Origin of the sequence: Microcoleus sp. bin48.metabat.b7b8b9.023 (assembly GCF_013299185.1) — a bacterium.
GTDB lineage: Bacteria > Cyanobacteriota > Cyanobacteriia > Cyanobacteriales > Microcoleaceae > Microcoleus.
This window is the reverse complement of the sequence record NZ_JAAFKG010000031.1, coordinates 43,150-67,850: the sequence shown is the minus strand read 5'-3', so window position 1 is coordinate 67,850 and position 24,701 is coordinate 43,150. Positions and strand designations below refer to the sequence as shown.

General features: G+C 46.4%; 35 protein-coding genes. 5 read left to right on the top strand and 30 right to left on the bottom strand.

Annotated features, from left to right (window positions below; genetic code table 11):
- Window positions 1-109 precede the first annotated feature (109 nt).
- The 26 genes from QZW82_RS18345 to rplC all read right to left on the bottom strand — a co-directional run bounded on the left by QZW82_RS18345 (window position 110) and on the right by rplC (window position 15,854).
- Window positions 110-1,054, bottom strand: a complete 945-nt coding sequence (locus tag QZW82_RS18345; RefSeq protein ID WP_293133983.1) for a DNA-directed RNA polymerase subunit alpha — start codon at window positions 1,052-1,054, stop codon at window positions 110-112.
- Window positions 1,055-1,228: 174 nt separating this feature from the next.
- Window positions 1,229-1,630, bottom strand: coding sequence for a 30S ribosomal protein S11 (rpsK, locus tag QZW82_RS18340; RefSeq protein ID WP_265233150.1), 402 nt, complete (start codon window positions 1,628-1,630; stop codon window positions 1,229-1,231).
- Window positions 1,631-1,717: 87 nt separating this feature from the next.
- Window positions 1,718-2,101 (bottom strand): 30S ribosomal protein S13, encoded by a 384-nt coding sequence (rpsM, locus tag QZW82_RS18335; RefSeq protein WP_293133838.1) that lies wholly within the window; start codon window positions 2,099-2,101, stop codon window positions 1,718-1,720.
- A gap of 88 nt (window positions 2,102-2,189) precedes the next feature.
- Window positions 2,190-2,303, bottom strand: coding sequence for a 50S ribosomal protein L36 (rpmJ, locus tag QZW82_RS18330; RefSeq protein ID WP_015178722.1), 114 nt, complete (start codon window positions 2,301-2,303; stop codon window positions 2,190-2,192).
- A gap of 362 nt (window positions 2,304-2,665) precedes the next feature.
- On the bottom strand, window positions 2,666-2,890 hold the full coding sequence (gene infA, locus QZW82_RS18325) for a translation initiation factor IF-1 (protein WP_006276978.1): 225 nt from the start codon (window positions 2,888-2,890) through the stop codon (window positions 2,666-2,668).
- Window positions 2,891-3,306: 416 nt separating this feature from the next.
- A complete protein-coding gene (locus QZW82_RS18320; RefSeq protein WP_293133851.1) occupies window positions 3,307-3,885 on the bottom strand; it encodes an adenylate kinase in 579 nt (192 codons plus the stop codon).
- Window positions 3,886-3,890: 5 nt separating this feature from the next.
- On the bottom strand, window positions 3,891-5,195 hold the full coding sequence (gene secY, locus QZW82_RS18315) for a preprotein translocase subunit SecY (RefSeq protein ID WP_293133854.1): 1,305 nt from the start codon (window positions 5,193-5,195) through the stop codon (window positions 3,891-3,893).
- Between the two features lie 102 nt (window positions 5,196-5,297).
- Window positions 5,298-5,744, bottom strand: coding sequence for a 50S ribosomal protein L15 (rplO, locus tag QZW82_RS18310; RefSeq protein WP_293133857.1), 447 nt, complete (start codon window positions 5,742-5,744; stop codon window positions 5,298-5,300).
- Window positions 5,745-5,880: 136 nt separating this feature from the next.
- Window positions 5,881-6,426 (bottom strand): 30S ribosomal protein S5, encoded by a 546-nt coding sequence (gene rpsE / locus QZW82_RS18305; protein WP_293133860.1) that lies wholly within the window; start codon window positions 6,424-6,426, stop codon window positions 5,881-5,883.
- 144 nt (window positions 6,427-6,570) lie between these two features.
- A complete protein-coding gene (gene rplR, locus QZW82_RS18300; RefSeq protein WP_293133863.1) occupies window positions 6,571-6,933 on the bottom strand; it encodes a 50S ribosomal protein L18 in 363 nt (120 codons plus the stop codon).
- Window positions 6,934-7,247: 314 nt separating this feature from the next.
- On the bottom strand, window positions 7,248-7,796 hold the full coding sequence (rplF, locus tag QZW82_RS18295; RefSeq protein WP_293133866.1) for a 50S ribosomal protein L6: 549 nt from the start codon (window positions 7,794-7,796) through the stop codon (window positions 7,248-7,250).
- A gap of 249 nt (window positions 7,797-8,045) precedes the next feature.
- On the bottom strand, window positions 8,046-8,450 hold the full coding sequence (gene rpsH, locus QZW82_RS18290) for a 30S ribosomal protein S8 (RefSeq protein WP_194010353.1): 405 nt from the start codon (window positions 8,448-8,450) through the stop codon (window positions 8,046-8,048).
- Window positions 8,451-8,473: 23 nt separating this feature from the next.
- Window positions 8,474-9,019 carry a 50S ribosomal protein L5 gene (rplE, locus tag QZW82_RS18285; protein ID WP_293150725.1) on the bottom strand — a complete coding sequence of 182 codons (546 nt, stop codon included), beginning with the start codon at window positions 9,017-9,019 and terminating at the stop codon, window positions 8,474-8,476.
- 133 nt (window positions 9,020-9,152) lie between these two features.
- Window positions 9,153-9,515 (bottom strand): 50S ribosomal protein L24, encoded by a 363-nt coding sequence (gene rplX / locus QZW82_RS18280; protein ID WP_293150722.1) that lies wholly within the window; start codon window positions 9,513-9,515, stop codon window positions 9,153-9,155.
- Between the two features lies 1 nt (window position 9,516).
- Complete coding sequence (rplN, locus tag QZW82_RS18275) at window positions 9,517-9,885, bottom strand: 50S ribosomal protein L14 (RefSeq protein WP_193973611.1); 369 nt, start codon at window positions 9,883-9,885, stop codon at window positions 9,517-9,519.
- 128 nt (window positions 9,886-10,013) lie between these two features.
- Entirely contained in the window at window positions 10,014-10,262 is a 249-nt protein-coding gene (rpsQ, locus tag QZW82_RS18270) for a 30S ribosomal protein S17 (protein ID WP_293133887.1), read from the bottom strand.
- A 71-nt stretch (window positions 10,263-10,333) separates the two neighbouring features.
- Entirely contained in the window at window positions 10,334-10,576 is a 243-nt protein-coding gene (rpmC, locus tag QZW82_RS18265) for a 50S ribosomal protein L29 (RefSeq protein WP_293133890.1), read from the bottom strand.
- 147 nt (window positions 10,577-10,723) lie between these two features.
- Window positions 10,724-11,143 (bottom strand): 50S ribosomal protein L16, encoded by a 420-nt coding sequence (rplP, locus tag QZW82_RS18260; protein ID WP_293133986.1) that lies wholly within the window; start codon window positions 11,141-11,143, stop codon window positions 10,724-10,726.
- Between the two features lie 165 nt (window positions 11,144-11,308).
- Window positions 11,309-12,037: a 30S ribosomal protein S3 gene (gene rpsC / locus QZW82_RS18255; RefSeq protein WP_293133893.1), complete on the bottom strand. Its 729-nt coding sequence runs from the start codon at window positions 12,035-12,037 to the stop codon at window positions 11,309-11,311.
- A gap of 211 nt (window positions 12,038-12,248) precedes the next feature.
- A complete protein-coding gene (gene rplV, locus QZW82_RS18250; protein WP_193973606.1) occupies window positions 12,249-12,608 on the bottom strand; it encodes a 50S ribosomal protein L22 in 360 nt (119 codons plus the stop codon).
- Between the two features lie 97 nt (window positions 12,609-12,705).
- A complete protein-coding gene (gene rpsS / locus QZW82_RS18245; protein ID WP_041623488.1) occupies window positions 12,706-12,987 on the bottom strand; it encodes a 30S ribosomal protein S19 in 282 nt (93 codons plus the stop codon).
- On the bottom strand, window positions 12,972-13,154 hold the full coding sequence (locus QZW82_RS18240; protein ID WP_293133904.1) for a hypothetical protein: 183 nt from the start codon (window positions 13,152-13,154) through the stop codon (window positions 12,972-12,974). Before QZW82_RS18240 ends, rpsS begins: the two co-directional genes overlap by 16 nt.
- Window positions 13,129-13,992: a 50S ribosomal protein L2 gene (gene rplB / locus QZW82_RS18235; RefSeq protein ID WP_293133907.1), complete on the bottom strand. Its 864-nt coding sequence runs from the start codon at window positions 13,990-13,992 to the stop codon at window positions 13,129-13,131. Before rplB ends, QZW82_RS18240 begins: the two co-directional genes overlap by 26 nt.
- A 155-nt stretch (window positions 13,993-14,147) precedes the next feature.
- Window positions 14,148-14,456 carry a 50S ribosomal protein L23 gene (locus QZW82_RS18230; protein WP_293133910.1) on the bottom strand — a complete coding sequence of 103 codons (309 nt, stop codon included), beginning with the start codon at window positions 14,454-14,456 and terminating at the stop codon, window positions 14,148-14,150.
- Entirely contained in the window at window positions 14,449-15,081 is a 633-nt protein-coding gene (gene rplD / locus QZW82_RS18225) for a 50S ribosomal protein L4 (protein WP_293133912.1), read from the bottom strand. The genes QZW82_RS18230 and rplD overlap by 8 nt, the downstream gene beginning before the upstream one ends.
- A 137-nt stretch (window positions 15,082-15,218) precedes the next feature.
- Complete coding sequence (gene rplC, locus QZW82_RS18220) at window positions 15,219-15,854, bottom strand: 50S ribosomal protein L3 (RefSeq protein ID WP_293133914.1); 636 nt, start codon at window positions 15,852-15,854, stop codon at window positions 15,219-15,221.
- Between the two features lie 432 nt (window positions 15,855-16,286).
- Here rplC and QZW82_RS18215 point away from each other — a divergent pair, with 432 nt between their 5' ends.
- From QZW82_RS18215 to QZW82_RS18205, 3 genes are all read left to right on the top strand, one after another.
- Window positions 16,287-16,763, top strand: a complete 477-nt coding sequence (locus tag QZW82_RS18215) for an NAD(P)H-quinone oxidoreductase subunit N (protein WP_293133916.1) — start codon at window positions 16,287-16,289, stop codon at window positions 16,761-16,763.
- Window positions 16,764-16,885: 122 nt separating this feature from the next.
- Complete coding sequence (locus QZW82_RS18210) at window positions 16,886-17,491, top strand: VWA domain-containing protein (RefSeq protein ID WP_293133918.1); 606 nt, start codon at window positions 16,886-16,888, stop codon at window positions 17,489-17,491.
- Window positions 17,492-17,567: 76 nt separating this feature from the next.
- Window positions 17,568-18,071: a hypothetical protein gene (locus QZW82_RS18205; RefSeq protein ID WP_293133920.1), complete on the top strand. Its 504-nt coding sequence runs from the start codon at window positions 17,568-17,570 to the stop codon at window positions 18,069-18,071.
- Window positions 18,072-18,176: 105 nt separating this feature from the next.
- Here the strand turns inward: QZW82_RS18205 and QZW82_RS18200 are convergent, their stop codons facing one another.
- From QZW82_RS18200 to QZW82_RS18185, 4 genes are all read right to left on the bottom strand, one after another.
- Window positions 18,177-18,728, bottom strand: coding sequence for a dCMP deaminase family protein (locus tag QZW82_RS18200; protein WP_293133989.1), 552 nt, complete (start codon window positions 18,726-18,728; stop codon window positions 18,177-18,179).
- Between the two features lie 457 nt (window positions 18,729-19,185).
- Window positions 19,186-20,061: a hypothetical protein gene (locus QZW82_RS18195; protein WP_293133922.1), complete on the bottom strand. Its 876-nt coding sequence runs from the start codon at window positions 20,059-20,061 to the stop codon at window positions 19,186-19,188.
- 38 nt (window positions 20,062-20,099) lie between these two features.
- The gene (locus QZW82_RS18190; RefSeq protein ID WP_293150719.1) at window positions 20,100-21,620 is read right to left on the bottom strand and encodes a thymidylate synthase; all 1,521 of its coding nucleotides are present in this window, start codon (window positions 21,618-21,620) and stop codon (window positions 20,100-20,102) included.
- 192 nt (window positions 21,621-21,812) lie between these two features.
- Window positions 21,813-22,436 carry a Uma2 family endonuclease gene (locus QZW82_RS18185; RefSeq protein ID WP_293150716.1) on the bottom strand — a complete coding sequence of 208 codons (624 nt, stop codon included), beginning with the start codon at window positions 22,434-22,436 and terminating at the stop codon, window positions 21,813-21,815.
- 77 nt (window positions 22,437-22,513) lie between these two features.
- Here QZW82_RS18185 and QZW82_RS18180 point away from each other — a divergent pair, with 77 nt between their 5' ends.
- Window positions 22,514-23,089 (top strand): HD domain-containing protein, encoded by a 576-nt coding sequence (locus QZW82_RS18180; protein WP_293150713.1) that lies wholly within the window; start codon window positions 22,514-22,516, stop codon window positions 23,087-23,089.
- Between the two features lie 141 nt (window positions 23,090-23,230).
- Window positions 23,231-24,364 carry an ABC transporter ATP-binding protein gene (locus QZW82_RS18175; protein WP_293150710.1) on the top strand — a complete coding sequence of 378 codons (1,134 nt, stop codon included), beginning with the start codon at window positions 23,231-23,233 and terminating at the stop codon, window positions 24,362-24,364.
- Window positions 24,365-24,701 lie beyond the last annotated feature (337 nt).

Genomic DNA, 24,701 nt, shown 5'->3' with positions numbered 1-24,701 from the left:
TAATTGGGCGCGGGGATAGACAGTCTGAGAGCTCGGGCGGTGAATTCTTCTTGGTTCTGAAGAACTCACGCACTGAAAATGCAGAACTTTTTTACCCGTTACCCGTTGATTAACTTTTAGCTGATTTTTCCTGTGGCAAGGTAATGCCCAAGCGTTTTTGTAAAGCTTCAATCACTTCTTCTGCGGACTTCTGCCCGAAGTTCTTAATCTCGAGCAAGTCTTCTTGGGTATAATCCAATAAGTCTGCAACTGAGTTGATCTGAGCCCGCTTGAGACAGTTGTAAGCCCGGACTGACAACTGCAATTCTTCGATCGGAATTTGGCTCGTAGGATCGGCCTCACCTGGATACTCGGGTTTGAGAGAATCTTGGGTGATGTCTTTGAGAGGTGCAAATAAATCTACCAGGATGTGTGCAGATTGACTCAGAGCTTCTTGAGGAGTCACGCTGCCATCAGTCCAGATTTCCATAACCAGCCGGTCTTTCTCAGAACTGCCACCGAGCCGAGCATCTTCCACGCTGTAGTTGACTCTGCGAATCGGCATAAAGATAGCGTCAATTTGGAGAAAATCCAAAGCCGACCCATCATCGCGACTGCGGTCTACTGCTCGATATCCGATGCCTTTTTCTATTCTGAATTCCATTTCCAGAACAGATCCCGGTGAGAGAGTCGCAATGTACTGCGATTTATCGATCAATTCCACCTCAGAGGGCAAATCGAATCGATCGGCAGTAACTGTGACTGGCCCCTCAATCCGCAACCTACCGATTTGTGGCTGCTGGGAATGAGTTTTGAGAACAACCTCTTTCATGTTCAGGAGAATTTCCAGAACGTCCTCACGTACCCCTTCGATCGTGGCAAACTCGTGATTGACGCCCGCGATGCGGACTGAAGTTACTGCTGTTCCTTCCAAATTTGACAGCAGAACTCGCCGGAGCGCATTCCCAACAGTTGTTCCCTGACCGCGATCGAGCGGTTCTAGAACAAATTTTCCGTACTGACTGCGGTCTTTGTCAGTGTTAGACTCTATACATTCAATTTGAAACTGCGCCACGGAGTGACCTCCCTTTTCCACTTTGGATTTTTGATTTTGGATTTTAGATTGCAGAGCATACCCCTGAACGGATTTCGGATTTTGGATGGACGGGGCAACAGTTAGAACCATTATTTTTTGACTTTAAGCAGTTAGCCAATATCCAAAATCTAAAATCTAAAATCTCAAATCGTTTTAGACTCTACGCCGCTTGGGAGGGCGACAGCCGTTGTGAGGAATTGGGGTAACATCTCTAATTAGGGTAATTTCCAGTCCTGCTCCTTGCAAGGCCCGAATTGCAGTTTCTCGACCTGCTCCCGGCCCGCTTACCATTACTTCTATTTGGCGCATTCCCTGGTCATTGGCTCTGCGAGCTGCACTTTCTGCTGCTGTTTGAGCTGCAAAGGGAGTACCCTTTTTAGCTCCTTTGAAACCGCTGGAACCTGCTGATGCCCAGGATATTACTTCGCCATTTAGGTCGGTAATAGTCACAATCGTATTGTTAAAGGTAGACTGGATGTAGCCTACCCCATTCGGTACGTTACGCTTCTGCTTTTTTGCACCAGATTTCTTGCCTGTTTGTTGTCGTGGCGGCATATTAGTCTCTTTATCGTTTTCATTGAATTACTCTCCCCAAAGCCGGGGAAACAGTCGGCAGGAACATAAATTTCCTGCAAACTGCTGTTATTTCTTGGACGGTGCTTTTTTCTTGCCCGCCACTGTACGGCGGACGCCACGACGGGTTCTAGCGTTGGTACGGGTTCGTTGACCCCGCACAGGCAGACCCAAACGGTGACGCCGACCGCGGTAAGTCCCGATATCCATCAGGCGCTTGATGTTCATTGACTCCCAGCGCCGGAGGTCTCCTTCGATTTGGTAGGTGCTTTCTACATGAGCCCGTAGAGTAGTCACGTCGGCCTCTGTTAAATCCTTGACGCGAGTGTCAGGATTTACGCCTGTTGCAGCGATAATTTTTTTGGCCCGCGACAGGCCTATTCCGAAAATGTATGTCAGACCTATTTCGACGCGCTTATCGCGTGGAAGGTCTACACCGGCAATCCGTGCCACACTTTTTGTCTCCCTAGTTTTCCTATTTGGCTACAATATTGAATTAGGCAGCACCTGCGTGCATTGCCCAGCCCAATTTTCCCGTTTTCTAACCTTGGCGCTGTTTGTGTTTCGGGTTAGTACATATCACCATCACTCGACCGCGACGGCGGATGACGCGACATTTCTCACAAATTTTTTTGACAGATGCTCGAACTTTCATCTTTCTTCCTGCCTGGAGAACCCCGCTCTACCGGAGAGCAGGCACGCTGGCCCGTAGAGCGGTGGGAGGAGAGGCTGGGCAAGGTGTAGGCCTCTCCTCGATTAAATTGTATAAAGTGCGGGTTGTTTTATGAAGGAGCTCGCTTGCACCCACTCCCATTGCTGGGTAAAGTTCGCGTGCGCCAGAATGTTGGCGATCGATACTTAAACGGCGTAGCAATGACTTAACCCGGTACGCCGCTGGGTTGTTGACGCCCTTCTCGGCAACACTACAAACGTAGCATTATAGCATAAATTTGAAGCTTTTTACCAAATTCTCTCTAATTAAACTTAGAATTAGTTTTTAGAAAGTTTTATCTAAGCCTATTTTTTCCGAAGGCGATAAGTAATCCTGCCTTTGGTCAAGTCGTAGGGAGTTAATTCAACTTTGACGCGATCGCCAGGCAGAATTTTGATGTAGTTGCGGCGGATCTTGCCAGAAATGTGAGCTAGCACGTTAAACCCATTATCTAGGTCAACGCGAAACATCGCATTCGGCAGTGATTCCGTCACTGTCCCTTCCATTTCAATTAAATCTTGCTTAGACAATTTGGTATTTACCTCAACTCTACATTTGATTAACTAGGAGTGTCCCGGCGTTTGCTTCAAAACCTATTTACCAAGTAAGGAGGGGCCGATTTTAGATTTTAGATTTTAGATTTACTCCACAGATGCATCAAAGGAGCAGGAACTTCGGTCTAAAATTTGGGATCTCGACGACGATTGTCGGTGGCTTGTCTCCGTTTTGGGCGGGTTGAAGGCGAACGGGGCAATAATTCAGGTAACTCGATCGACTGCTTGACTCAATTAACCGCTTGCTTGAGCTTTACTTGAGTAAAGTTGTGGCAAGTAGAATCGAGTTCAATTTTGTTTCTCGCAACCCTCACAAAACCTGATAGCACAAAAAGCTCCTAGTTAACAGATCTTAGCAAAAGCTGGTGAGTAACAAGCTGTATTGCGAGGGTTCAACAGTCGCCAGAGAGCGCTTGTTGCAGTTCTGCGGTGACTACTTCCATGTCGCGATCGCCATCAACCGCAACTAACTGTTCGCGGGATCTGTAAAACTCAATCAAAGGCTCAGTTTGCTCGCGATAAACTTGCAACCGGCGGCGGATCGTCTCCTCATTGTCATCTTGGCGGCCCCGCGACAGCAGGCGAGTCACCAAAACATTATCAGGGACATCCAAATTGACAGCTCGCAGAGCGCAGTCCTTACCAGAGGTAGCCCCAGTACCAACATCACAAAGCAGTTTGTCAAAAAACGCTGCCTGTGCCACAGTACGGGGAAAGCCGTCGAGAATCCAGCCTGCACCAGCATCTGGTTCATTCATGCGTTCTTGTACGATATCCATCAATAACTCGTCGGGAACCAACTCACCAGCATCCATGTAGGATTTAGCTTTTACACCCAAGGGAGTTTTCGCAACCACGCAGGCGCGGAGGATGTCACCCGTTGAAATGTGGGGTATTTTCCAGAGAGCGGCTAAAAGCTGAGCCTGAGTTCCCTTGCCGGCCCCTGGAGGCCCCATAAAAATCAATTGCATTGCGATTACTTCACCATTCCTTCATATCGCTGGGAGATGACGTAAGTTTGAATTTGCTTGGCAGTTTCGATCGCCACACCCACTAGAATTAGTAGGGAAGTTGCACCAAACCCTCTAAAAGTTTGGACGCCGATCGCGCTTTCTACAGCCGTTGGTACAATGGCCACCAGACCGAGAAAAATCGCTCCCAAGAAAGTCAAACGGTTCAAAACCTTCTCCACATAATCGCTGGTTTTCTGACCGGGGCGAATCCCAGGAATGCTGGCGCCCATTTTCTTCAAGTTCTGAGACATATCTACGGGGTTGACAATCAACGAAGCGTAGAAATAACTGAAGAACAGAATCAAAGTCAGATAAAATAGCGCGTAAGCCCAAGGCGCAGGGCCGTTCGGACTCAACACATTAGCAACTTGAACCAAAAACGGCTGATTGAGAGACTGAGCGAGGAAAGAAGGCACAATCAACACCGAAGATGCAAAAATAATCGGCATCACTCCGCCTTGATTCAAGCGCAGGGGTAGATAGCTGCGACTCTCCCGATAAACTTTGCGACCGACTTGGCGGCGGGCAGAAATAATCGGAATCCGGCGAGTACCTTCCTGAACAAAAACAATCCCGACAATCGTCACCAAAAAGACCAGCAGCAGAACAATTACGCGGCCTACAACTTGCGTGTCGCCACTTTGAGCCAATTCAAAAGTTTGTCCCAAAGAGCGCGGCAAAACCGACACAATGTTGATAAAGATCAGCAGCGATGCTCCGTTCCCGATGCCTCGCTCTGTCACCACTTCCGATATCCACATGACAAACATCGATCCGGCCGTAAGAGCCAAAGCAGTTTGTGGTATGAAGAAAGGCGATGGAGATTGAGCAAAAGGGCTGACCCAAATCGCAATGCCAATGCTTTGCAGAATAGCCCAGCCCAAAGAAACGTAGCGAGTAATTTGAGAAATCTTGCGCCGCCCTGCTTCGCCGTCATTTTTCTGCATATCTTCTAAACTTGGCAGAGCCGCAGTTAGAAGTTGCACAATAATTGAAGCATTAATGTAGGGCAAAATCCCCAGCGCGAAAATCCCCAAAGCTGACAGCCCGCCTCCTGAAAACAAGTCCAAAAAGCCAATTAAAGGGCTATTTTGGACGTTTTGGGCAAAGGCGGCGCGATCGATGCCGGGGACTGGCAAGTGAACACCCAGGCGTACTAAAATCAATAAGCCAATAGTGACGAGGATGCGGCCCCGCAAACCAGCAGCTTGAGCCATCTGCATGAACGTCTCTTGTGCAGTTGGCGCTTTCTCTTTACTAACGTCCATAGTTACGATTTTGGATTTTAGATTTGGGATTTTCGACTAAATCATTTTCTGATAGCAAGCTTGAGGATTTGAGATTTGGACAAACTCTCAAACCTCAAATCTTCACGCAACTACTTCGCAACTTCCGCCGGCGGCTTCAATTTTGGTGCGAGCACCTGCGGTAAAGGCCGCCGCGCGCACTTGCAGAGCCACATTCAGTTCGCCATCTCCTAAGATTTTCAGCGGCCCGTCGTCAGTAGTGACAATTTTTGCTTCGATCAAAGAGGTGAGAGTAACTTCTGTGTTGGCTGGCAGTGATGCTAATTTACTTACATTAATGGTAGTGTACTCTTTCCGGTTCACTAAAGGAAAGCTCTTCAGCTTGGGCAGGCGGCGGTAAAGAGGATTTTGACCACCTTCAAAACCGGGTCTAGTGCCGCTACCGGCTCTAGCTTTTTGACCGCGCATCCCTTTACCGGAACTCGCGCCTTGACCGGCAGAAATACCTCTACCCAAGCGACGCGGGCGTTTTGTGGAACCCGCTTTTGGTCGGGCGTCTTGCAATCTCATAGTTTTGATAGTTGGTAATTGGTAATTGGTAATTGGTAATTGGTAGTTTTGAGTTTTGAGTTTTGAGGAATGAAAGATTTTTATTCAAAACTCAATACTTAATACTCAAAACTGACAATGTCCAGTTCCCTAGTCCTTAACCGTAGAGGTTTTCTACTGGAATTCCGCGCTCTTGAGCAACTTCGGATAAGGTGCGAAGAGTGGAAAGGGCGTTGACTGCGGCTCTAGCGTTGTTTAAAGGATTTCCTGAACCTAGCTGTTTGGCTAAGATGTTGCGGACTCCTGCTAGTTCGAGAACAGTTCGCACTGCTCCCCCTGCAATTACCCCGGTTCCGGGTGCTGCTGGACGCATCATGACTTTGGCTCCGCCACCTGCACCGTTGATGGGGTGAGGGATGGAGTTAGCTTTGGTGAGGGGGACTTCAATTAGGTGCTTTTTGCCGTCAGCGACGCCTTTTTTAACGGCACCGATTACGTCGCTAGCTTTGCCGACTCCCACTCCAACTTGACCGCGTTCGTTGCCGATAATGACTATGGCGCGGAAGCTGAGTTTTTTACCGCCTTTAACTACTTTGGTAACGCGACGAATCTGAACAACCCGTTCTTGCCATTCGGATTCTTTTTCGCGCCCTTTGTTGTTATTGCTTTTTTTCTTGTTGCGCTGTTCTTTTTGTTCTGCCATGTTTTGTCCTTGGGGAATTGAGGATTAGTAACTGGTAGTTGGCATAGAGAAATTAACAATTAGGAATTAAGAATTTTGTTATAGATTCTCTTTTCCTTCTTCCTTCTTCCTTCTTCCTTCTTCCTTCTTCCTTCTTGCTTCTTCCTAAAAGTCTAACCCGGCTTCGCGAGCTGCATCTGCGAGGGCTTTAACGCGACCGTGATAGAGGTTGCCTCCGCGATCGAATACGACTTGAGCTATGCCAGCGCTGGAACACCGTTTGGCAATCAACTGACCGACTTGGACGCTCGCGGAGCAGTTGCCACCAGAAGTGAGATTTGACTTCAATTCTGGATCGAGGGTTGACGCAGCAGCCAAAGTGTGCTGTGCAGTGTCGTCGATTACTTGAGCGTAGATGTGATTGGACGATCGAAATACCGCTAATCTTGGACGTTCGGCAGTACCGAATACCTTGCGCCGCACGCGGCGGTGTCTGCGGTGGACTGATTCCTTGCGAGTAAGCTTCATATAAATACTCGGTAAATGGGAAACTCAGAGTTTTTAGACCTGAGAGAGAAATGACACTTCGGATTTGCTCAATTGAGCCTCCCTTGCGGGGTGATGTTAGCTTCGCCAATGTTTTAAGAGCTTTTTCGACTTGCAACACTGTCTCAGTGACCTTAAGACTGTTTAATTGCAAATGACAGAGCAGGGAACTAGCTACGCATCCACAGGGTGTCGTGACTCCAAAAACGTAGACCTCGAAAGTCTTAGGCTGGTCAGTATGGCTTGTGGGAATTACCCCTACAAGCCCAGTGTCTTTAGACCTGGGTTACCGACTGTTACTTCTTACCTGTTTTGCCTGTTTTACCAGCTTTGCGCCGGACGACTTCGCCGCTGTAGCGAATGCCTTTGCCCTTGTAAACTTCGGGCGGACGCACCGCGCGGATGCGGGCTGCTGTGTTGCCTACGAGTTCTTTGTCAATGCCGGAGACAATGACGTTGGTGTTGCCTTCAACTGCCATGGTGATGCCTTCTGGAGGAGGCATTTCAACGGGCTTGCTGTAACCGACGTTTAAAATCAGGTTCCGTCCTTGAACCTGTGCCCGATAACCTGTGCCGATAATTTCCAGACGACGCTGAAAGCCTTGGGATACACCTTCGACCATGTTGGCGACAAGGGTGCGACAGAGGCCGTGCAATTGTCTGGCGACGCGAGATTCGTCCCGGCGGGTAACGAGTAAAGTCTCGCCTTCCATTCCTAGGAGGATTTCGGCGGGGATTACTCGGGAAAGTTCACCTTTAGGGCCTTTGACGGCTACTTTTTGACCGTCTAGGGTGATGGTGACTTTTGTGGGGATGCTAATCGGACGCTTGCCAATTCGCGACATAGTTTTTGTCCTTTGTTTTTAGTTTTTAGTGTTTGATTATTAGTATCTAGTTATTAGTCTTTAGCGATCGACTTTTGAGTTTTTTTCCATGGTATGCGTAATTAATGACTCGTAATAAACAAGTACAATTCGCCGACACTCATGAGTGGATAATCCCCAAATCTTAGACTTTTGTTTAAGCTTGCAGATTGAATGCTGCAAGTTAATCTAAAATCTAAAATCGACTGACTAATGACTAATGACTAATGACTACCAAACATAACAAAGCACTTCACCGCCTAAACCTTGGCGTCGAGCTTCTCGATCGGTCATAATGCCGCTGGAGGTGGAGATAATGGCAATGCCAATTCCGCCTAATACTCTGGGCAGTTCTTTGCGGTTCGAGTAAACGCGCAGTCCTGGTTTGCTGACTCGCTTAAGTGCCGTGATAATGGGCTTGCGAGTTTTACCTTTGTACTTTAGAGAAAGCACTATAGTTCGCTTTACGCCTTCTGGTTCTGCTTCTTCAAATTCGCTGATAAAGCCTTCGTTTTTGAGAACTTGGGCGATGCTACGGGTCATTTTTGTAGCTGGAATTTGTGTTGTTTGGTGGCGCGCCATGCAAGAATTGCGAATGCGCGTCAACATATCTGCTATGGTATCGTTAGCTGCCATGTGAAAGATCCTTACTCTACTGCTTAGTTGTCCCGGAAGGGCATTCCCATTTCTTTGAGCAAGGCGCGTCCTTCTTCGTCGGTGTTTGCTGTGGTGATAATTGAAATGTCCATGCCTCGAATTTGATCGATGCGGTCATATTCTATTTCTGGAAAGATTAGCTGTTCTCTCAGACCCAAGCTGTAGTTGCCGCGCCCGTCAAAGCTTTTGGGACTGATGCCGCGGAAGTCGCGGATGCGTGGGAGTGCGAGGTTGATGAGCCGATCGAGAAAATCGTACATCCGATCGCCGCGCAGCGTCACCATCACGCCGACTGGTACTCCTTTGCGGATTTTGAAGCCTGCGATCGCTTTTTTAGCCCGCGTCACCACTGGTTTTTGCCCGGTGATGATGGCAATTTCATTCAGCGACGAATCCAGTGCCTTAGCATTTTGAGAAGCTTCTCCCAAACCGCGGTTAACGGTAACTTTGATAAGTTTGGGAACCTGATGGATATTAGTATATTTAAACTGATCCATCAGTGTTGGAACGATTTTACCTTGATAAAGAACTTTGAGTTTGTCCGGCATAGTTTTTGTGTTTCGTTAACTGTCCCTGGGCTTGGTCAGGGAATTGTTCTTTGTCAGTTGTCAGTTGTTAGTTGTTATTTGTTAGGTGTTATTTGTTGCCAATAACCAATAACCAATAACCAATAACCAATAACTAATTATCGAGGATTTCTCCGGTTTTTTTGAGTTGTCGCAGTTTGCGGCCGTCTTCACTAAATGTATAGCAGACGCGGCTGGCGACTTTCTCTTTTTCGGAATAGTGCATCACATTTGAGCTGTGAATGGGAGCCTCAAAGGTGACGATTTTTCCCGATTCCCCTTCTTGTTGGGGTTTGACGTGCTTGGTTCGGATATTTACGCCTTTAACAATTACTTTGCTGACTTTAGGATATGTCTTTAAGATTTCTCCGACTTTTCCTTTCTCTTTGCCAGTAATTATTTGCACGGTGTCGCCTGCTTTGACGTGCATTCTGTAGCGCTGCGGTTCGCTAGTTGGTTTACCCTTTTTTCCGTACATTTTAAAGTACCTCTGGGGCTAAGGAAACGATTTTAGTAAAGTTTTTGTCGCGGAGTTCGCGGGCGACTGGGCCGAAAACGCGAGTGCCTTTGGGGTTGCCTTCTGGATTGATGATCACGGCGGCGTTGTCGTCAAAACGAATGCTCATGCCGCTGTCGCGACGCAATGCTTTGCGGGTTCTGACAATAACTGCTCTGACGACATCGGATTTTTTGACCGCCATATTGGGGATGGCGTCTTTGACGACGGCAATGATGACATCGCCGACTCCGCCGTAGCGACGGTTGCCGCCTCCCAATACGCGGATGCACATGAGCTTGCGGGCTCCGCTATTGTCGGCGACATTGAGGTATGTCTGGGGTTGAATCATGGTGATTTGGGAAAAGGTAATTTGATGCTTGCTAACTGCTAAGTGCTAATTGCTGCTAATTGATGGTTAATCAAAGGGTCGATCGAGAAAGCCGATTATCGCACTTTCGAGCAATTAGAAATTAACTGTTAACCCTTTGTTGCACCGAAAATCTCAGCAACCGTCCAGCGTTTGGTTTTGCTCAGAGGGCGAGTTTCAGTGATGCGGACGCGATCGCCCGATTTGCACTTATTTTCTTCGTCGTGAGCTTTGTATCGCTTGGTGCGGACTACGATTTTGCCGTATTTGGTGTGGGAGGAGCGGTTTTCGATCGCTACCACGACGGTTTTATCCATTTTGTCGCTGACTACTACGCCAACTCGTTCTTTAACTGCCATACCTACCTATTGTTGTTGTGCAATTGAGTTTTTTTGAACTGCTGTGCGAACCTCGGCTCGGCTGCTGCTGACTACTCGCTGACTGCGGTGGGAGCAGACTTGAGAGCTGCCTCAGCAGCGATTTGGCGTTCGCGTTCAACTGTCATTAATTGAGCCAGCCGGTGTTTGGCGTGCTTGAACAGGTGAGGCTTTTCCATGCGGCCGGTAGCTTGCTGAAGCCGCAAGTCCATTAGTTGGCGCTTGACGGCTAAAATTTGCTCTGCTACTGCTGCATCGCTTAATTCTCTAGCTTCTTTAATCTTGGTCAAAGACATAATTGTGTGCTTTATCGTTAGCGGTCTAGTAGCGGTCTAGTGAAGACAGAATTCTTTCTGATGCTGAAGACCGAAGGGAAAAAAAGTTGTACGTGCCAGATTTTAAATTTCTGACGAATGCAGACTCAATTCTACCTTCGATCGCCACTATGACGGGCTTTCTTCGCGGGTGATGAACTTGGTTTTAATCGGTAATTTGAAAGATGCCAAACGCATTGCTTCGCGGGCAATTTCTTCGCTGACACCACCAATTTCAAACATGATCCGACCGGGTTTGACGACGGCTACCCAAAACTCCGGTGCGCCTTTACCAGAACCCATCCGGGTTTCTGCTGCGCGCTGGGTGACTGGTTTGTCGGGGAAAATGCGAATCCAGATTTTGCCGCCCCGGCGGATATAGCGGGTCATGGCGCGCCGTCCGGCTTCTATTTGGCGGGAAGTGATCCAGGCTGGCTCGATGGCTTGGAGGGCAAAGTCGCCAAAGCTAACTGAGCTGCCGCGGGTGGAAATACCGCTCATTCGCCCGCGCTGTTGTTTGCGGAATTTTGTTCTTTTAGGGCTTAACATGACTGAGGGAATTGGGAATTGGGAATTGGGAATTGGTAATCGGTAATTGGTAATTGGTAATTGGTAATCGGTAATTGGTAATCGGTAACTGGTTACTGCTGCCAAATATCAACTGCTAAATATCAACTTCCAACTGTCAACTGTCAACTGTCAACTGTCAACTGACTAGCCTTCGTTCGATCGATCTTCAAAGTTCTGACGGCGGCGCTTTTGTTTGGTGCGGGGCACGGCTGCATTTGGTGCGGCTTCTTGTTCCTGTCCAGGAATAATTTCGCCTTTGAAAACCCAAACTTTAATCCCGAGAATACCGTAGATGGTTTGAGCGGTGCAGTAGGAATAGTCGATGTCGGCCCGCAGGGTGTGCAAGGGGACTCTGCCTTCGCGCGTCCATTCGGTACGGGCGATTTCTGCGCCGTTGAGGCGTCCGCTGACTTGAATTTTGATGCCTTGAATGCCGACTTTTTGAGCGCGGGTGATTGCTTGGCGAACTACTCGGCGGAAGGATACGCGCCGTTCTAGTTGCTGGGCGATATATTCTGCGATCAGTGTGGCATCGGCGTCTACGCGCTGAACTTCAACGACGTTGATGCGAATTTGGCGGTTGTTGCCGAGTTGCTGCTGCAAACCGACGCGCAAAGTTTCGATACCTGCTCCGCCGCGGCCTACGACAACGCCCGGTCTGGCGGTGAAGACTTCTAGGTCGATTTGATCGGCTTTGCGCTCAATTCTGACCGAGGAAATACCAGCATTACTGAGGGTTTTGCGGACGTACTTGCGAATTTTAAAGTCTTCTTGCAAGAGTTCTGGATAGTTTTTCGGGTCAGCAAACCAGCGAGAGCGGTGCTCTTGGGTAATGCCGAGACGAAAACCAATTGGATGTATTTTTTGGCCCATAATATTTGATGAGTTAATTGGTAATTGGTAATTGGTAATTGGTAATTGATAGTTACCTGTTTTTTGAACTTTAAGCTGTCTGTACCTTTTACCAAATATCAAGGATGTAAAGCCCCTGCTCGAAGTCGGTGGATTGTTTGAGCGGCTGGGTTTAAATCCCGCTCTCAAAAACCTCGCTGTCAACTGTCAACTGTCAACTGTCAATTGTTTTTTAGTCTTCTAAGAGCGGAGCAACTATTACCGTAATGTGGCAAGTTGGCTTGCGAATTTGGTAGGCGCGACCTTGAGCGCGGGGTCTAAAACGTTTGAGGACTGGGCCTTGGTCTGCGTAAGCTTGAGAGACTACGAGTTTGGTTTTGTCCAATCCTGCGTTGTGTTCGGCGTTGGCTACTGCCGATCGCAAAACTTTAACGATTGGTTCGCAGGCGCGGTAGGGCATGAATTCGAGTAAAATCAGCGCTTCTTGGTAGCTTTTGCCGCGAATTTGGTCGAGGACTCGGCGCACTTTGAAGGGCGATGTCCGGATATAACGGGCGATCGCCTTAATTTCGGATGTGGTATCTATAACCATTTCGATTTGGGTAAGTAGGTAATTGGCAATTGGGGAAAAGGTAATTGGTAATTGAATGAAAAAATTTCGATTACCTATTACCTGTCACCTAATTTGGCTATCTTTTCGCCTTTTTATCACCACTTTTCGCGTGACCTCTAAAGGTGCGAGTGGGGGAGAATTCTCCGAGTTTGTGACCTACCATTTGGTCTGTCAGGTAGACGGGAACGTGCTGTCTGCCGTTGTGAACTGCGATCGTGTGACCTACCATTTGAGGCAGGATTGTGGAAGAGCGCGACCAAGTTTTAATTACTTGTTTTTGGCCTGCGGCGTTGAGTTTTTCAATCTTTGTCATCAGGTGGTCTGCGACAAATGGGCCTTTTTTTAACGATCGAGACATAATTTTGGGAATTGGGAATTGGGAATTGGGAATTGGGAATTGGGAATTGGGAATTGGGAATTGGGAATTAGAAAAGGTAAAACATTTTTTTCCATTCTTCCTTCCTTCTTCCTTCTTCCTTCTTCCTTCTTCCTTCTTCCATTAACTTTGTCTGCCGCCCTTGCCACGCTTGGAAGATTTGCGGCGGCGCCGGACGATTAAAGCGTCGCTGCGCTTGTTTTTGCGTCGAGTTTTGGCACCCAATGCTGGTTTTCCCCAAGGAGTCATAGGCCCCGGACGCCCGATGGGCGCTCTGCCTTCGCCACCACCGTGCGGGTGATCTACCGGGTTCATGACGCTACCGCGAACGGTTGGTCTGCGACCTTTCCAGCGGGTACGGCCTGCTTTACCGAGGCTGATGTTTCTGGCGTCTGTGTTGCCAACTTGACCGATCGTAGCGTAGCAGTCGGCGCGGACTTTCCGTTGTTCGCCGGATGGCAGTTTGAGGGTGACGTAGCTACCTTCTTTTGCCATTAGCTGAGCGCTGGAGCCTGCGGAACGGACGATTTGTCCGCCTTTTCCTGGTACTAGCTCGACGTTGTGGACGCTGGTACCGAGGGGAATGTTCTTCAGGGGTAGGGCGTTGCCAATTTCGATCGGCGCGTCTGGGCCTGAGACAATTACTGTACCGACGTTTAAGTTGAGCGGGTGCAGGATGTACCGTTTTTCGCCGTCTTTGTAGAACAAAAGGGCGATCCGGGCGTTGCGGTTGGGGTCATATTCGATCGCCTTGACGGTAGCAGGAATGCTGTGTTTGTCGCGGCGGAAGTCGATCGTTCTATAAAGCCGTTTGTGACCGCCTCCCCGGTGGCGGCAGGTAATGACGCCTCGGTTGTTGCGGCCTTGTTTGGTGTGCTTGTTGCCGGTTAGAGACTTTTCAGGCTCTGATTTGGTAATCTCAGCGAAGTCCGAGACGGTATGTTCCCGGGTGCTGGAGGTATAAGGTCGGTAAGAACGGATGCCCATAATCGCTTTTAGATTTTAGATTTTAGACTTGGGATTTTGGACTTGACAGTTTTGGATTTTAGATTTGGGATTAAGTTAACTTGCGAGTTTCCTGGATGGGAAGTTTGCATCAGTTAACTGGAATCTAAAATCTAAAATCTAAAATCCAAAATTGGCTAAACTTCTGGGAATAGGAGTTTGCGGATGGAGTCTCCGTCTAGCAGAGTTACTGTTGCTCGCTTGTAGCAAGGTTTAAAGCCGACGAATTTACCTACTCGGCGCTTTTTGCGCGGCGGGTTTTGGGTGTTGACGCCAATGACTTTGACCTTAAATAGTTCTTCGATTGCAGCTTTGATTTGAGGCTTGGTCGCTTTTGGTGCTACGTCAAATGTGAATTGATTTAATTCCATCATTCGGGTAGCTTTCTCGGTGAGAATCGGACGCTGGATCAAATCTGCGTAGTCGCGGGGGTCGATTTTACTCACCGTAAATCTCCTGAATTTTTGCTATGGCTGTAGAGGTGACGATTATTTTGTCAGCCGCGAGAACGTCGTAAACATTCAGAGAAGTTGCCAAGATGACGTTGACTAATTCGATGTTGCGTCCTGACAGGTAAACGTTGAGTTGCGGTTCTGGCAAGATTAACAGAACTTTTTTATGGGCGTCGATACCCCAACGGGCGATCGCACTTAGCAATTCTTTGCTTTTCGGTCTCGGAAATTGCTCTGCAAATTCTTCAACCACAATGATGTCTTCGGTACGGCTAAAGAATGCTGTCCGCAAAGCGAGACGGCGTTCTTTTTTGTTCATTTTGACTTCAAAGTCTCTCGGCTTCGGCCCGAAGATGACACCGCCGCCCCGCCACAACGGAGAACGGATAGAACCTGCTCTGGCTCGACCTGTGCCTTTTTGACGCCAGGGTTTGCGACCGCCGCCTCTAACTTCCGATCGAGTTTTGGTGCAAGCATTCCCTTGACGGGCGTTGACCATTTGCCGTCTCAAGGCTCTGTGAACGATGTGAGACGCATTTTCTTCTTTGGCTACGCGAAGCTCTAAAGTTGTTTCTCCAACTTCTTCGCCTTGCCAATTTCGCACTACACAGTTAACCATATCTTTTGTCCTTTGTCTGTTGTTAGTTGTCTGTTATTATTTGTTGATTGTCAGTTGTTGGTTGTTATTTGTTGATTGTCAGTTGTTAGTTGTTGCTAATAACAAATAACCAATAACAAATAACCAATAACCAATAACTACCACCCAACTTTTTTCTCAGGAACAACATTGACTAAGGCGCCAGCTTTTCCGGGAACTGCTCCCTTGATCAGCAACAAATTCTGCTCTGCATCCACCCGGACAATTGTCAGTTTGCGGACGGTAACTTGAACGTTGCCCATGCGTCCTGCCATTCTTTTACCGGGATAGACGCGTCCGGGAGTGGTTCCAGGTCCGATCGATCCAGGTTCGCGGTGATTCTTAGAACCGTGAGACATGGGGCCGCGTTTGAAGTTGTGGCGCTTTTGAAAGCCTGCAAAACCTTTACCGATGCTGGTACCGATGACATCTACGATTTGCCCCGGTGTAAAAGCGTCTGCTTTTACTTGTTGGCCTAATTCAAAGGAACTGGTATCTTCCAAGCGGTATTCGTGCAAGTGGCGCAATGGATTCGCCCCCGACTTGGCAAGGTGTCCCAATTCTGGCTTGTTGAGAGCCTTTGGTTTTACTTCTTCGTATCCAATCTGAATGGCAGTGTAGCCATCAGTTTGTTTAGTTTTGATTTGAGTTACTGTACAAGGCCCTGCTTGTATGACGGTGACGGGGATTGCTCTCCCTTCGGCGTCAAACACTTGAGTCATGCCTAGTTTAGTGCCAAGAATGCCTACAGACACGGATTTTTTTCCTTTTATTTACGCAAGAGGTTTCGGATTGCGAAGTTTACGTCAATCCGCTTGCTCTTGTGCAGAAACATCTATTTCAGTGTTCCTGCAATTAACTGTTATCAACCAACAGCCTTCCTCGGTGTTTAAAATTTGAGTTTTAAATTTGGGAGCGAGCTTGTGGAAGTCTTGCAAGGGTTGAGATTCTAGGTTTTTTACCTGTTCGATCTCCGACTTTGATTTCGGTCTTGCTTATTTGGGCTAGGACTTGGATAGCAAGCTACTCAGTATCCTTTGACAGCGCCAGTTCACAATAGTACATGAAGTGTTTGCTATTTGTCAAGGCCTATTTGATAACTTTGTCGCCTCAGCTTTAGCATTTATAATACTTTAAGCTCGCAACGGGCGATCGACCAAATTTAAAACAGCAGGCTAGACAAATTTATGGGACTGATTACAACTGGTGCGGATATGATTCGGGATTTGGAAAAGTCGGGGTCGCTAGCCCTGTACGTTCCTTTAGAGGGAGGATTTGAGGGCCGTTACCTGCGACGGCTGCGGGCTGCCGGCTACGGTGCGTACACAATTACGGCGCGGGGTTTGGGCGATTTGGCGATGTATTTGACCGGAGTTCACGGGGTGCGGCCGCCACATTTGGGCAAGAAAACTACTGGCAATGAAGGGGCTGTGGGTTACACCTACTACGTACCTCCGATGTTGCAAACTCAATTAGATAATTTGCCGCCGAAATCAAAAGGACTGGTGCTTTGGATTATTGAAGGGCAGGTTTTGTCGAGTCAGGAAGTTGAGTATTTGACTGTTTTGCCGACGCTAGAGCCGCGAGTTAAAATAGCAGTAGAGATGGGGGGCGATCGAGCTTTTAGCTGGAAGCCACTTAAAAACGCTTTAGTTGCAGCTTAAATTCGGGTATTTGCGATCGCAAATCAACTAAAAAACGCAGCGAGCAACATCAAGCTCAACCGCTTCGGCTCGCTGGTTTTGCTCTTTTTGGGAAAAACTTCTTAATTAACAGGAAAAATAGTATGCTTCAGAACCGCGATTACACAATCATCATTGACAAAAGCGGCAGTATGTACACCAAAGACCAGATGGGGGGAAAAAGTCGGTGGGCGCTGATGCAAGAATCGACTGTCGCACTGGCGAATAAATGCGAAGAACTTGACCCAGACGGCATCACAGTTTACGTTTTTTCTGGTCGCTTCAAACGCTACGAGAATGTAACATCAGCTAAAGTAGTGCAAATCTTCCAAGAAAACGAACCTTCCGGGACTACAAATTTGGCTGCGGTGCTGCTAGATTCTCTCAACAATTATTTTCAGCGCAAAGCATCCGGTAAGACCAAGCCAAATGGCGAAACCATATTAGTGGTGACGGACGGCGAACCGGACGATCGCAAAGAAGTGATGAAAACGATTATAGAGGCATCGCGGAAGCTCGATCGAGATGAAGAGCTGGCGATTTCCTTCATTCAGGTAGGGAATGCCCCGGAAGCGACTAAGTTTCTCAAGATATTGGATGACGAACTGCAAAGCGCTGGGGCTAAATTCGATATCGTTGATACAGTGACGATGGATGATATCGAAGGAATGACCCTGACGGAAGTATTGCTGAATGCAATAACTGATTGAGGAGGCTGTGCGTTGTTTGCGAGATTATATTTGTGCCTGGTTCCTGGGCAGGATTTTTTAAAGGGGGTTTTAAGTCATGGAATCGATCGATCGCTTGTTAGCTGAACTTAGGGCAGAATATCAAGCATCTCAAAAAAATCGCGACGTGCCAAGTCAGCCGCCAGTGGAAGCACAACCGCTTTCCCAACCAGCAGCAGCACCGTCAAATCAAACATTTAAAACAGCAGATATTAAGTATCCTGGTAATCTTGACAAAGATTTAGCTGAAATTAAGGCTGAATACGCAGCACAAAATAAAGCTCGGGAAGTGGCTGCACAGGAACCGCTTCAGCCTCTGCACGAAGCAGAAAATAAATCTCAGGAAGTGACTGCACTAACACCGAAACCCCCAGAAAAAATTGTGCCGTCAGAGTTAGACGTGCAAACGCACAGGCAAAAAGTTAGGCAAGCTCAGGTTTGGCTGAAAAATTTAGATAAAAATTCCGATGAGAGATATTGGTTCGATCAGTTTGCTTTTAAGTATAGTTCGAGGATAGATGCGGCGATCGACTATTTGCAAGCTGTCAATGAGTTTGATTGATCTGGTTAGTAGTGAGGACTTTAGTCCTGATTGGATGCGGACTAAAGTCCTCACAGGTTAGTAGTGAGGACTTTAGTCCTGATTGGATGCGGACTAAAGTCCTCACTACGAACCGAATGGTCGATCGTCTTTAGGCACAGATGTAGCATTCAGCAGAAATGAAGCCGATCTTTTTGCTGTACTTTCAGATAGCTTAATTTGTTTGAATTCAACAATACCATCGGCAATAAAAGAATCTCTCAACTCAGCTTTTTCTCCGCTGTTAAAAACAGTTTCGTAAAATACTTCGCGAATGCCGGCGGAAATAATTAATTTCAAACAATAAATGCAGGGTTCTAAAGTCACGTAAATACTAGCCCCAGCCGTAGATATCCCGTGTTTGGCAGCAGTGGCGATCGCATTTGCTTCAGCGTGAACCGCCCGCGACGGCAAAGTTTTGCTAGCGTCGCAACTGCTCAAACCCGGATAGCAGAAGCCTTGAGCCGTGCAGTGTACCGTACCTGAGGGGGAACCGTTGTAACCCGTAGCTAAAACTTGCCTGTTTTTAGCGATTACCGCGCCGACGGGAAAAGCCAGACAAGTCGATCGAGTCGCGGCCAATTTTGCCAACATTAAAAAGTATTCGTCCCAATTTGGTCTTTGATAAGTTTTCTTCATAAGCTGCTGTATTTTTTTCTGTTCCAAAACGTTTTTGAGTTGGTTCAAAGCATCTTCATAAGTCTGGAATTGAACTTCAGCAATTAGTGTAGGGATACCAAGTGGAAATCTTGATATAACTTTATCTTTTTCATAAATAATCACAATAGGAATGTTATTCGTTTCAGCATAAGCTAGCTCCATTCCCACACCAAAAGAGAAGGAACCAAGATAAGCAATAACTAAATCTGATGTACTTACCTGATGCTTGTCTCTTTCAAATACTTGGCTAGGACTAACATCAGGGTTATTGATAGGATCGGTATACATATGCGGAACATAAGCTTGAAAACCTATTTCCTGGCAAAGCAAACCAATGGCTTCATAGAAACTCTTGACTTCTGCTGGTTTCTCAATTCCTGTTAAAGCACCAGATATATATACTTTGTTCATTGATTTTTACGCTTTCTCAACAGTATTATTTTGGAACCGAGGTTGCTTTAGGAGTGGGTGCTATTTGTGTCTTTGGTGTGATGATTGGTGTTGGATCAAAAGAAGGTGGCGAAGAAGATCTCACAAATGCTATCCATCCTGGAATACCTGCCACAATTGCTGCTAATGCCCCGATAATCCCAGTCCAAACCATCGGCTCCCACTGTGGCCAATGCTTACCAACTAAACGGTAGCCGATAGATTTTTGTTTAAGCTCATCCTTGGCTGTTTGATATTCTGGTGATGCCTCTAACATTTTCCTAATATCCTCAGGGTGTCCTTGTCGCCAACGATTTTGTGGATCATCGTTGAACAACCAGTCACTAAGTTTTTTCGGTCTTCGACATCCTTCAGGAATAGCATCATTAACCTTGCCAGGAGACTCCCTAGACTGCGACGGAAAAGAAGATTTTGAACTCAACCTATGAATTCTTAAATATGCAATAGTCTCACCTACTTGAATCTGTATCTCATTGTCTGATAAATTATGGAGAGCTATAGCCATAACACCTCCATAATTAGGATTAACTCTTGTTCCAATATGTCCAAGGCCTTGTGATACTAGCTTTACTGTTGAATGAAGAGAGCCACATAAATAATTACCCAGAAATACTGATTCCTCAGTCCATATTATAGCAGTTTTTCGGCTCGGAATTTTAATAAATTTATTATTATCCTGATCTGTAAAAAGCAAGTCTTGTGGCTCTTGAGTCGGTTCAGCTATGTTAAATGTATAAGCATATTCACTTGCCCTGAGGCATAAACAGCAACCTCTGATGCTCTTTCTTCTCTCGTAGAAAGGATAAATCAATATACCTCTACCTAGCTCGTTGATAATATCCCACTCGCTTAGAACCGACATAAACTATTTCCTATGCTTTAACTTTACGACGCTTAGATTTATTGATCCTGAATATATTTTTTGCCAGTTGCAATGCAGCCAAAAGCCTTCTGGATTTCTAGCCCTAAGTAACCTGAATGTTCGGGCTGTATTGCCGGAGAATTAGCACAAATTTCTCGTAATAGCTTGAGAGGATCTCTGCCACTATAATGCTTGGTAATCTCGCCACTGCCAGGAGTTGTTTGGGAAACAACTATTGCTTTATCCTCCACTTTAATTAAGAAGTTTCCGACTGGATCGCAATCAGAATAAGTTGGATCAAAACAACGCCTACGTTCTGTATCAACAATTTTTTGGTAGTGCTGGTTGATAATCCGGTCAACTGAATCGAAAGTATCATCGTAGATATGGGCACTCTGACTAATGGTAATCAGTGGACCCATCTTTAGATCGTACTCCGATCGCTGAGCGATCGCGTCTCGAATATGTTCTTGCAATTTTCGCAATCCTATAGCGTTAGCGGGCCAAGCGCTAAACATATCGTTACTGCGGAAAGTAGCAGTCATTGACAGTTCGTTATCCACAACTCTTAGCCAGATATGGTTAAGGCATGGACTACCACCTGAATCGTGATCGGCTACATCCCACAGCGACATAACTGCACTAGCAGCGTCAATCTCACCTATTAATTTATTAATAACTTGTTCAATCTGGTCGCGTCCACCAAACCAAGAACGAAGACGCTGCCCATAAGTGTATTTAACACCTTCTCGTTTCACTGAATCATCTAATATTTGTGAAGTGTATTCTTGAACAAAAGGACGATCAATGGGCAGATAATTTGGTTCCGGGAAATAAAAGCCTGGTGGCTCATTTTTCACCACAGCTATTAAATCAATTAATTCTTGCCATTTGCCATCGTAGCCAGTCGGTCGAATTGTACCTGTTGTTTTGATGCGATGAATAATTTTAACCCAAGTTTCTGCAATAGTTGTTCCTTCTATCCGATGACCGTAACGCGGTCCAGGTTGAATAGTAGGAACGATTTCAGAGATAGGAAATTCTAAGTAATTACCCCAGGGTTCAAGTATGTTCTGTTGTGAATAAGACTTGACAGAGGCTACAGCTTCAGAAATGGATTTTGCTTCTACAGGTTCTTCTATAGATTGTCGTAATTGTTCCAAAGCATTAGCTGGAATTTCAATATCAATATACCCAGTAATGGGAGATTTAATCACCCAACATTTTCGTCCGGTATCACTGGTTCCTTCTGTAAACCCATTACGGAAGAAGTCCAGCAGGCACTTACATCCACCAGCATTGAGGTCTTCTTTTGTAGCGTTCATTATTACTAAAAAGCGGACATGGGGATTGAATAAAAGATTCCGAATCAGAAAGCTAATTCCACGAGTTGAACTGTACAACTGTCCAATCACAGCAAACTCATGGGGGTCAAGGCGTTTGGCGATCGCTTGCTTTACAGTCCACCCAGTCACTACAGCGGTTTGACCAGTTCCGCAAATCAGTTGATTTGGCTTGTGTAGTGGTTTGTACTGGAATAGGGTTGCCTGCTGACTCATTACTGTGGTCAAAAAAAACTGCTAGAACAGCTTAACAAACTTTGAGGACATTTTTGCTAAAATTTTACCAAGATTTTTATGAATGAACCGCATGGTAGAGGGTGCAGAGGGTGCAGAGGAGGAGAAGAGAGAGATTAAGCAATCATTAATTTCAATAAAATCTGAATATTTAGCAAAACAATTTAAGTTTTTTTAAATGAGTAGTTCACTGACAGCTACGCTAAAACCTGTAAGTACCCTTTGAGTGTTAACAACTTCATCTGGATTAAACAACAGCCAGCGTTCCCCTGCATTTACAAATATCAATCTCGCTTCAGGAAACAGCAACCAAACTTCTAAACATCCCGATGCCAAATATTCTTGACCTTTTGCAAATAACTCTTCGGCACTATCTTCAGGAGATGCAATTTCTGCAATGAGTGGGAAGCTTTGGGAAAATGATGTAAAATTTCCTGATGGTGGCAAAAGTTCAGGAGTGATGTAAGCGACATCGGGACGGAGACCATTTTTGCCAGTGTAGCAAAGTATTTCGGTAATAACTTCTCCTCCCTGTCCGCTGGAATTTTTATAATTTCTCCAGTCAGTAGCTAGATTAACTTGAGCGAGACCGTGTTTGAATGTCATTCCTGTTTTCTCTACTAAGTTGCCGTCAACCCACTCCATTTTATCACGAGGTCTGACTAAAAACTTTTCTAGAGGTATGACTTTATGGGAGTCTGATTTTGGCTGATTTTCTGCTGTATTTACTGATTTTGACGGCGGTTCTGTATCTAATTTTTGGTCGGCATTTTTAGGTATAGTTGTAGTAGCTGTCACGATCGCAACCTCTCTTTGAATATTTTAAGTTTACAGGAGATTAGCCTTTGATGACTGGATTAAATAAGGTAACTTCTATGATACTATCAAACCGTTTTTCTGAAGCCCTCACCTATGCCGCAGAATTGCACGCAACTCAAATCCGCAAAGGTTCTGGCGTTCCCTATATCGCTCATTTGTTGGGTACTGCTAGTATAGCTTTGGAATACGGGGCAAATGAAGATGAGGCGATCGCAGCTTTGCTTCATGATGCGATCGAAGATCGAGGTGGCCCGCCTACCCGCGAAGCCATCCGCAGCCGCTTTGGCGATACTGTGACAGCAATTGTAGACGGCTGTACCGACAGCGACGCGACGCCCAAACCCCCTTGGCGCGATCGCAAACAAGCTTATATCGATCGCATTCCTCAAGCTTCCCACTCCGTCAGATTGGTCTCGGCGGCTGATAAACTTTATAATGTGCGATCGATCCTGAAAGATTACCGTGAATTAGGAGACTTAGTTTGGGAGCGCTTCAAAGGCAAAAAAGATGGTACTCTTTGGTATTATAATGCTTTGGTAGCAGCATTCCGCCAAGCTAAATTAACGCCGATCGTTGAAGAATTAGACCGCACAGTTTTAGAATTAAACAAGCTTTCCGAAGACAAAAGGTAAAAGCCATAGGACTAAGGCCAACTGGCACATATGGTAAGGTGCGTCAGATCTGAAACCCTAGATAATCATTGTATAACTTCATCTGACGCACCCTACAATTCTAACAAATAACTAATAACCAGTAACTACTAACAAATAACAATGGCAAATGTTCGCTTAGAAAATATTACCAGACGCTACCAAAATGTCACCGCGATTGAAAACATCAGTTTCAAAATCCCGGATGGGGAATTTTGGGTATTAGTCGGGCCCTCCGGCTGCGGAAAGTCTACAATTATGCGGACAATTGCAGGTTTGGAAACGGCAACTTCTGGCAATCTTTATATTGGAGATAATTTAGTTAATAACATTCCGGCGAGACAGCGCGATGTCGCAATGGTATTTCAAAATTATGCGCTTTACCCGCACATGACAGTCGCCGAAAATTTGGCTTTTGGATTGCGGATGCGGAATGTCGATCCGAGTAAAATTCAAGCACGAGTCGAAATTGTAGCCCGATCGCTCTCGATCGATCGCCTCCTCAACCGCAAGCCGAAACAGCTATCAGGCGGACAGCAGCAGCGGGTAGCACTCGGAAGGGCGATCGCCCGCGAACCCAAAGTATTCCTTTTAGACGAACCGCTTTCTAACCTCGACGCCCAACTGCGAGACGACACTAGGGCCGAACTCAAACAACTCCATCAAAGGCTGGGAATTACCACAGTTTATGTCACCCACGACCAAGTGGAAGCGATGACTTTAGCTGATAAAATTGTAGTTTTAAATGGAGGCAAAATTCAGCAAATCGGAGACCCGCAAAGCATTTACGCTAAACCGGCTAACCGGATGGTTGCCACATTTTTAGGCAATCCTGCTATGAACATTTTACCTGCAATTTATGCTAACGAATCTTTTCAGGTAGGAAGTCAATCTTTAGCCTGTCCGCCCTCGATTCATAAAAGATTGCAGGCGAAAGAAGGACAAGCATTTGATTTGGGAATTCGTCCAGAAAGTATAGAAATCTTTACGCCACAAACAGCAGAAGAGGATGATTTCAATAGGGATATTTGGGCTTTAGAAAAAGTCCCTCTCGATGTAGAGGTAAAAGTAGTGGAACCTCTGGGGCGAGAAATTTTAATCCGGGCGAGTTTACCTGCGTTGGGTGCTGAAACTACTGTACAGTTACAAGTACCGGCGGGTGTTCGCTTGCGTCCGGGCGATCGGCTGACGGTACAGCTTGACTTCGATCGACTATTTATTTTTGACCCATCCACCGGCGAGGCGCTGTATCCCTAACCGCATTAAATCTCAAAGATCAAAATAGATTTGATTTATGCACTTGCAACCTCAGAAACCCGGTTTCTACGAATATTTCTCGTTTCTCGTTGCAAATTTTTCTCAGAAACCCGGTTTCTAGCCCCGGCTTTGGGCGATCGCACTCCCTAACTCCTGTTCCATCTCAAATCTCAAATCTCAAATCTCAAATCTCAAATCTCAAATCGCTCGACTGTTCCATCCACAGGCTAGGTGTCAGTCTTCTTCACAAAACTTTACACTTGACGTTTCGGAATTTACGCAGTAATGATAGAATGATTGTATTGCGAAAAAAAATCATCCCCCTAAAGGCGTACTT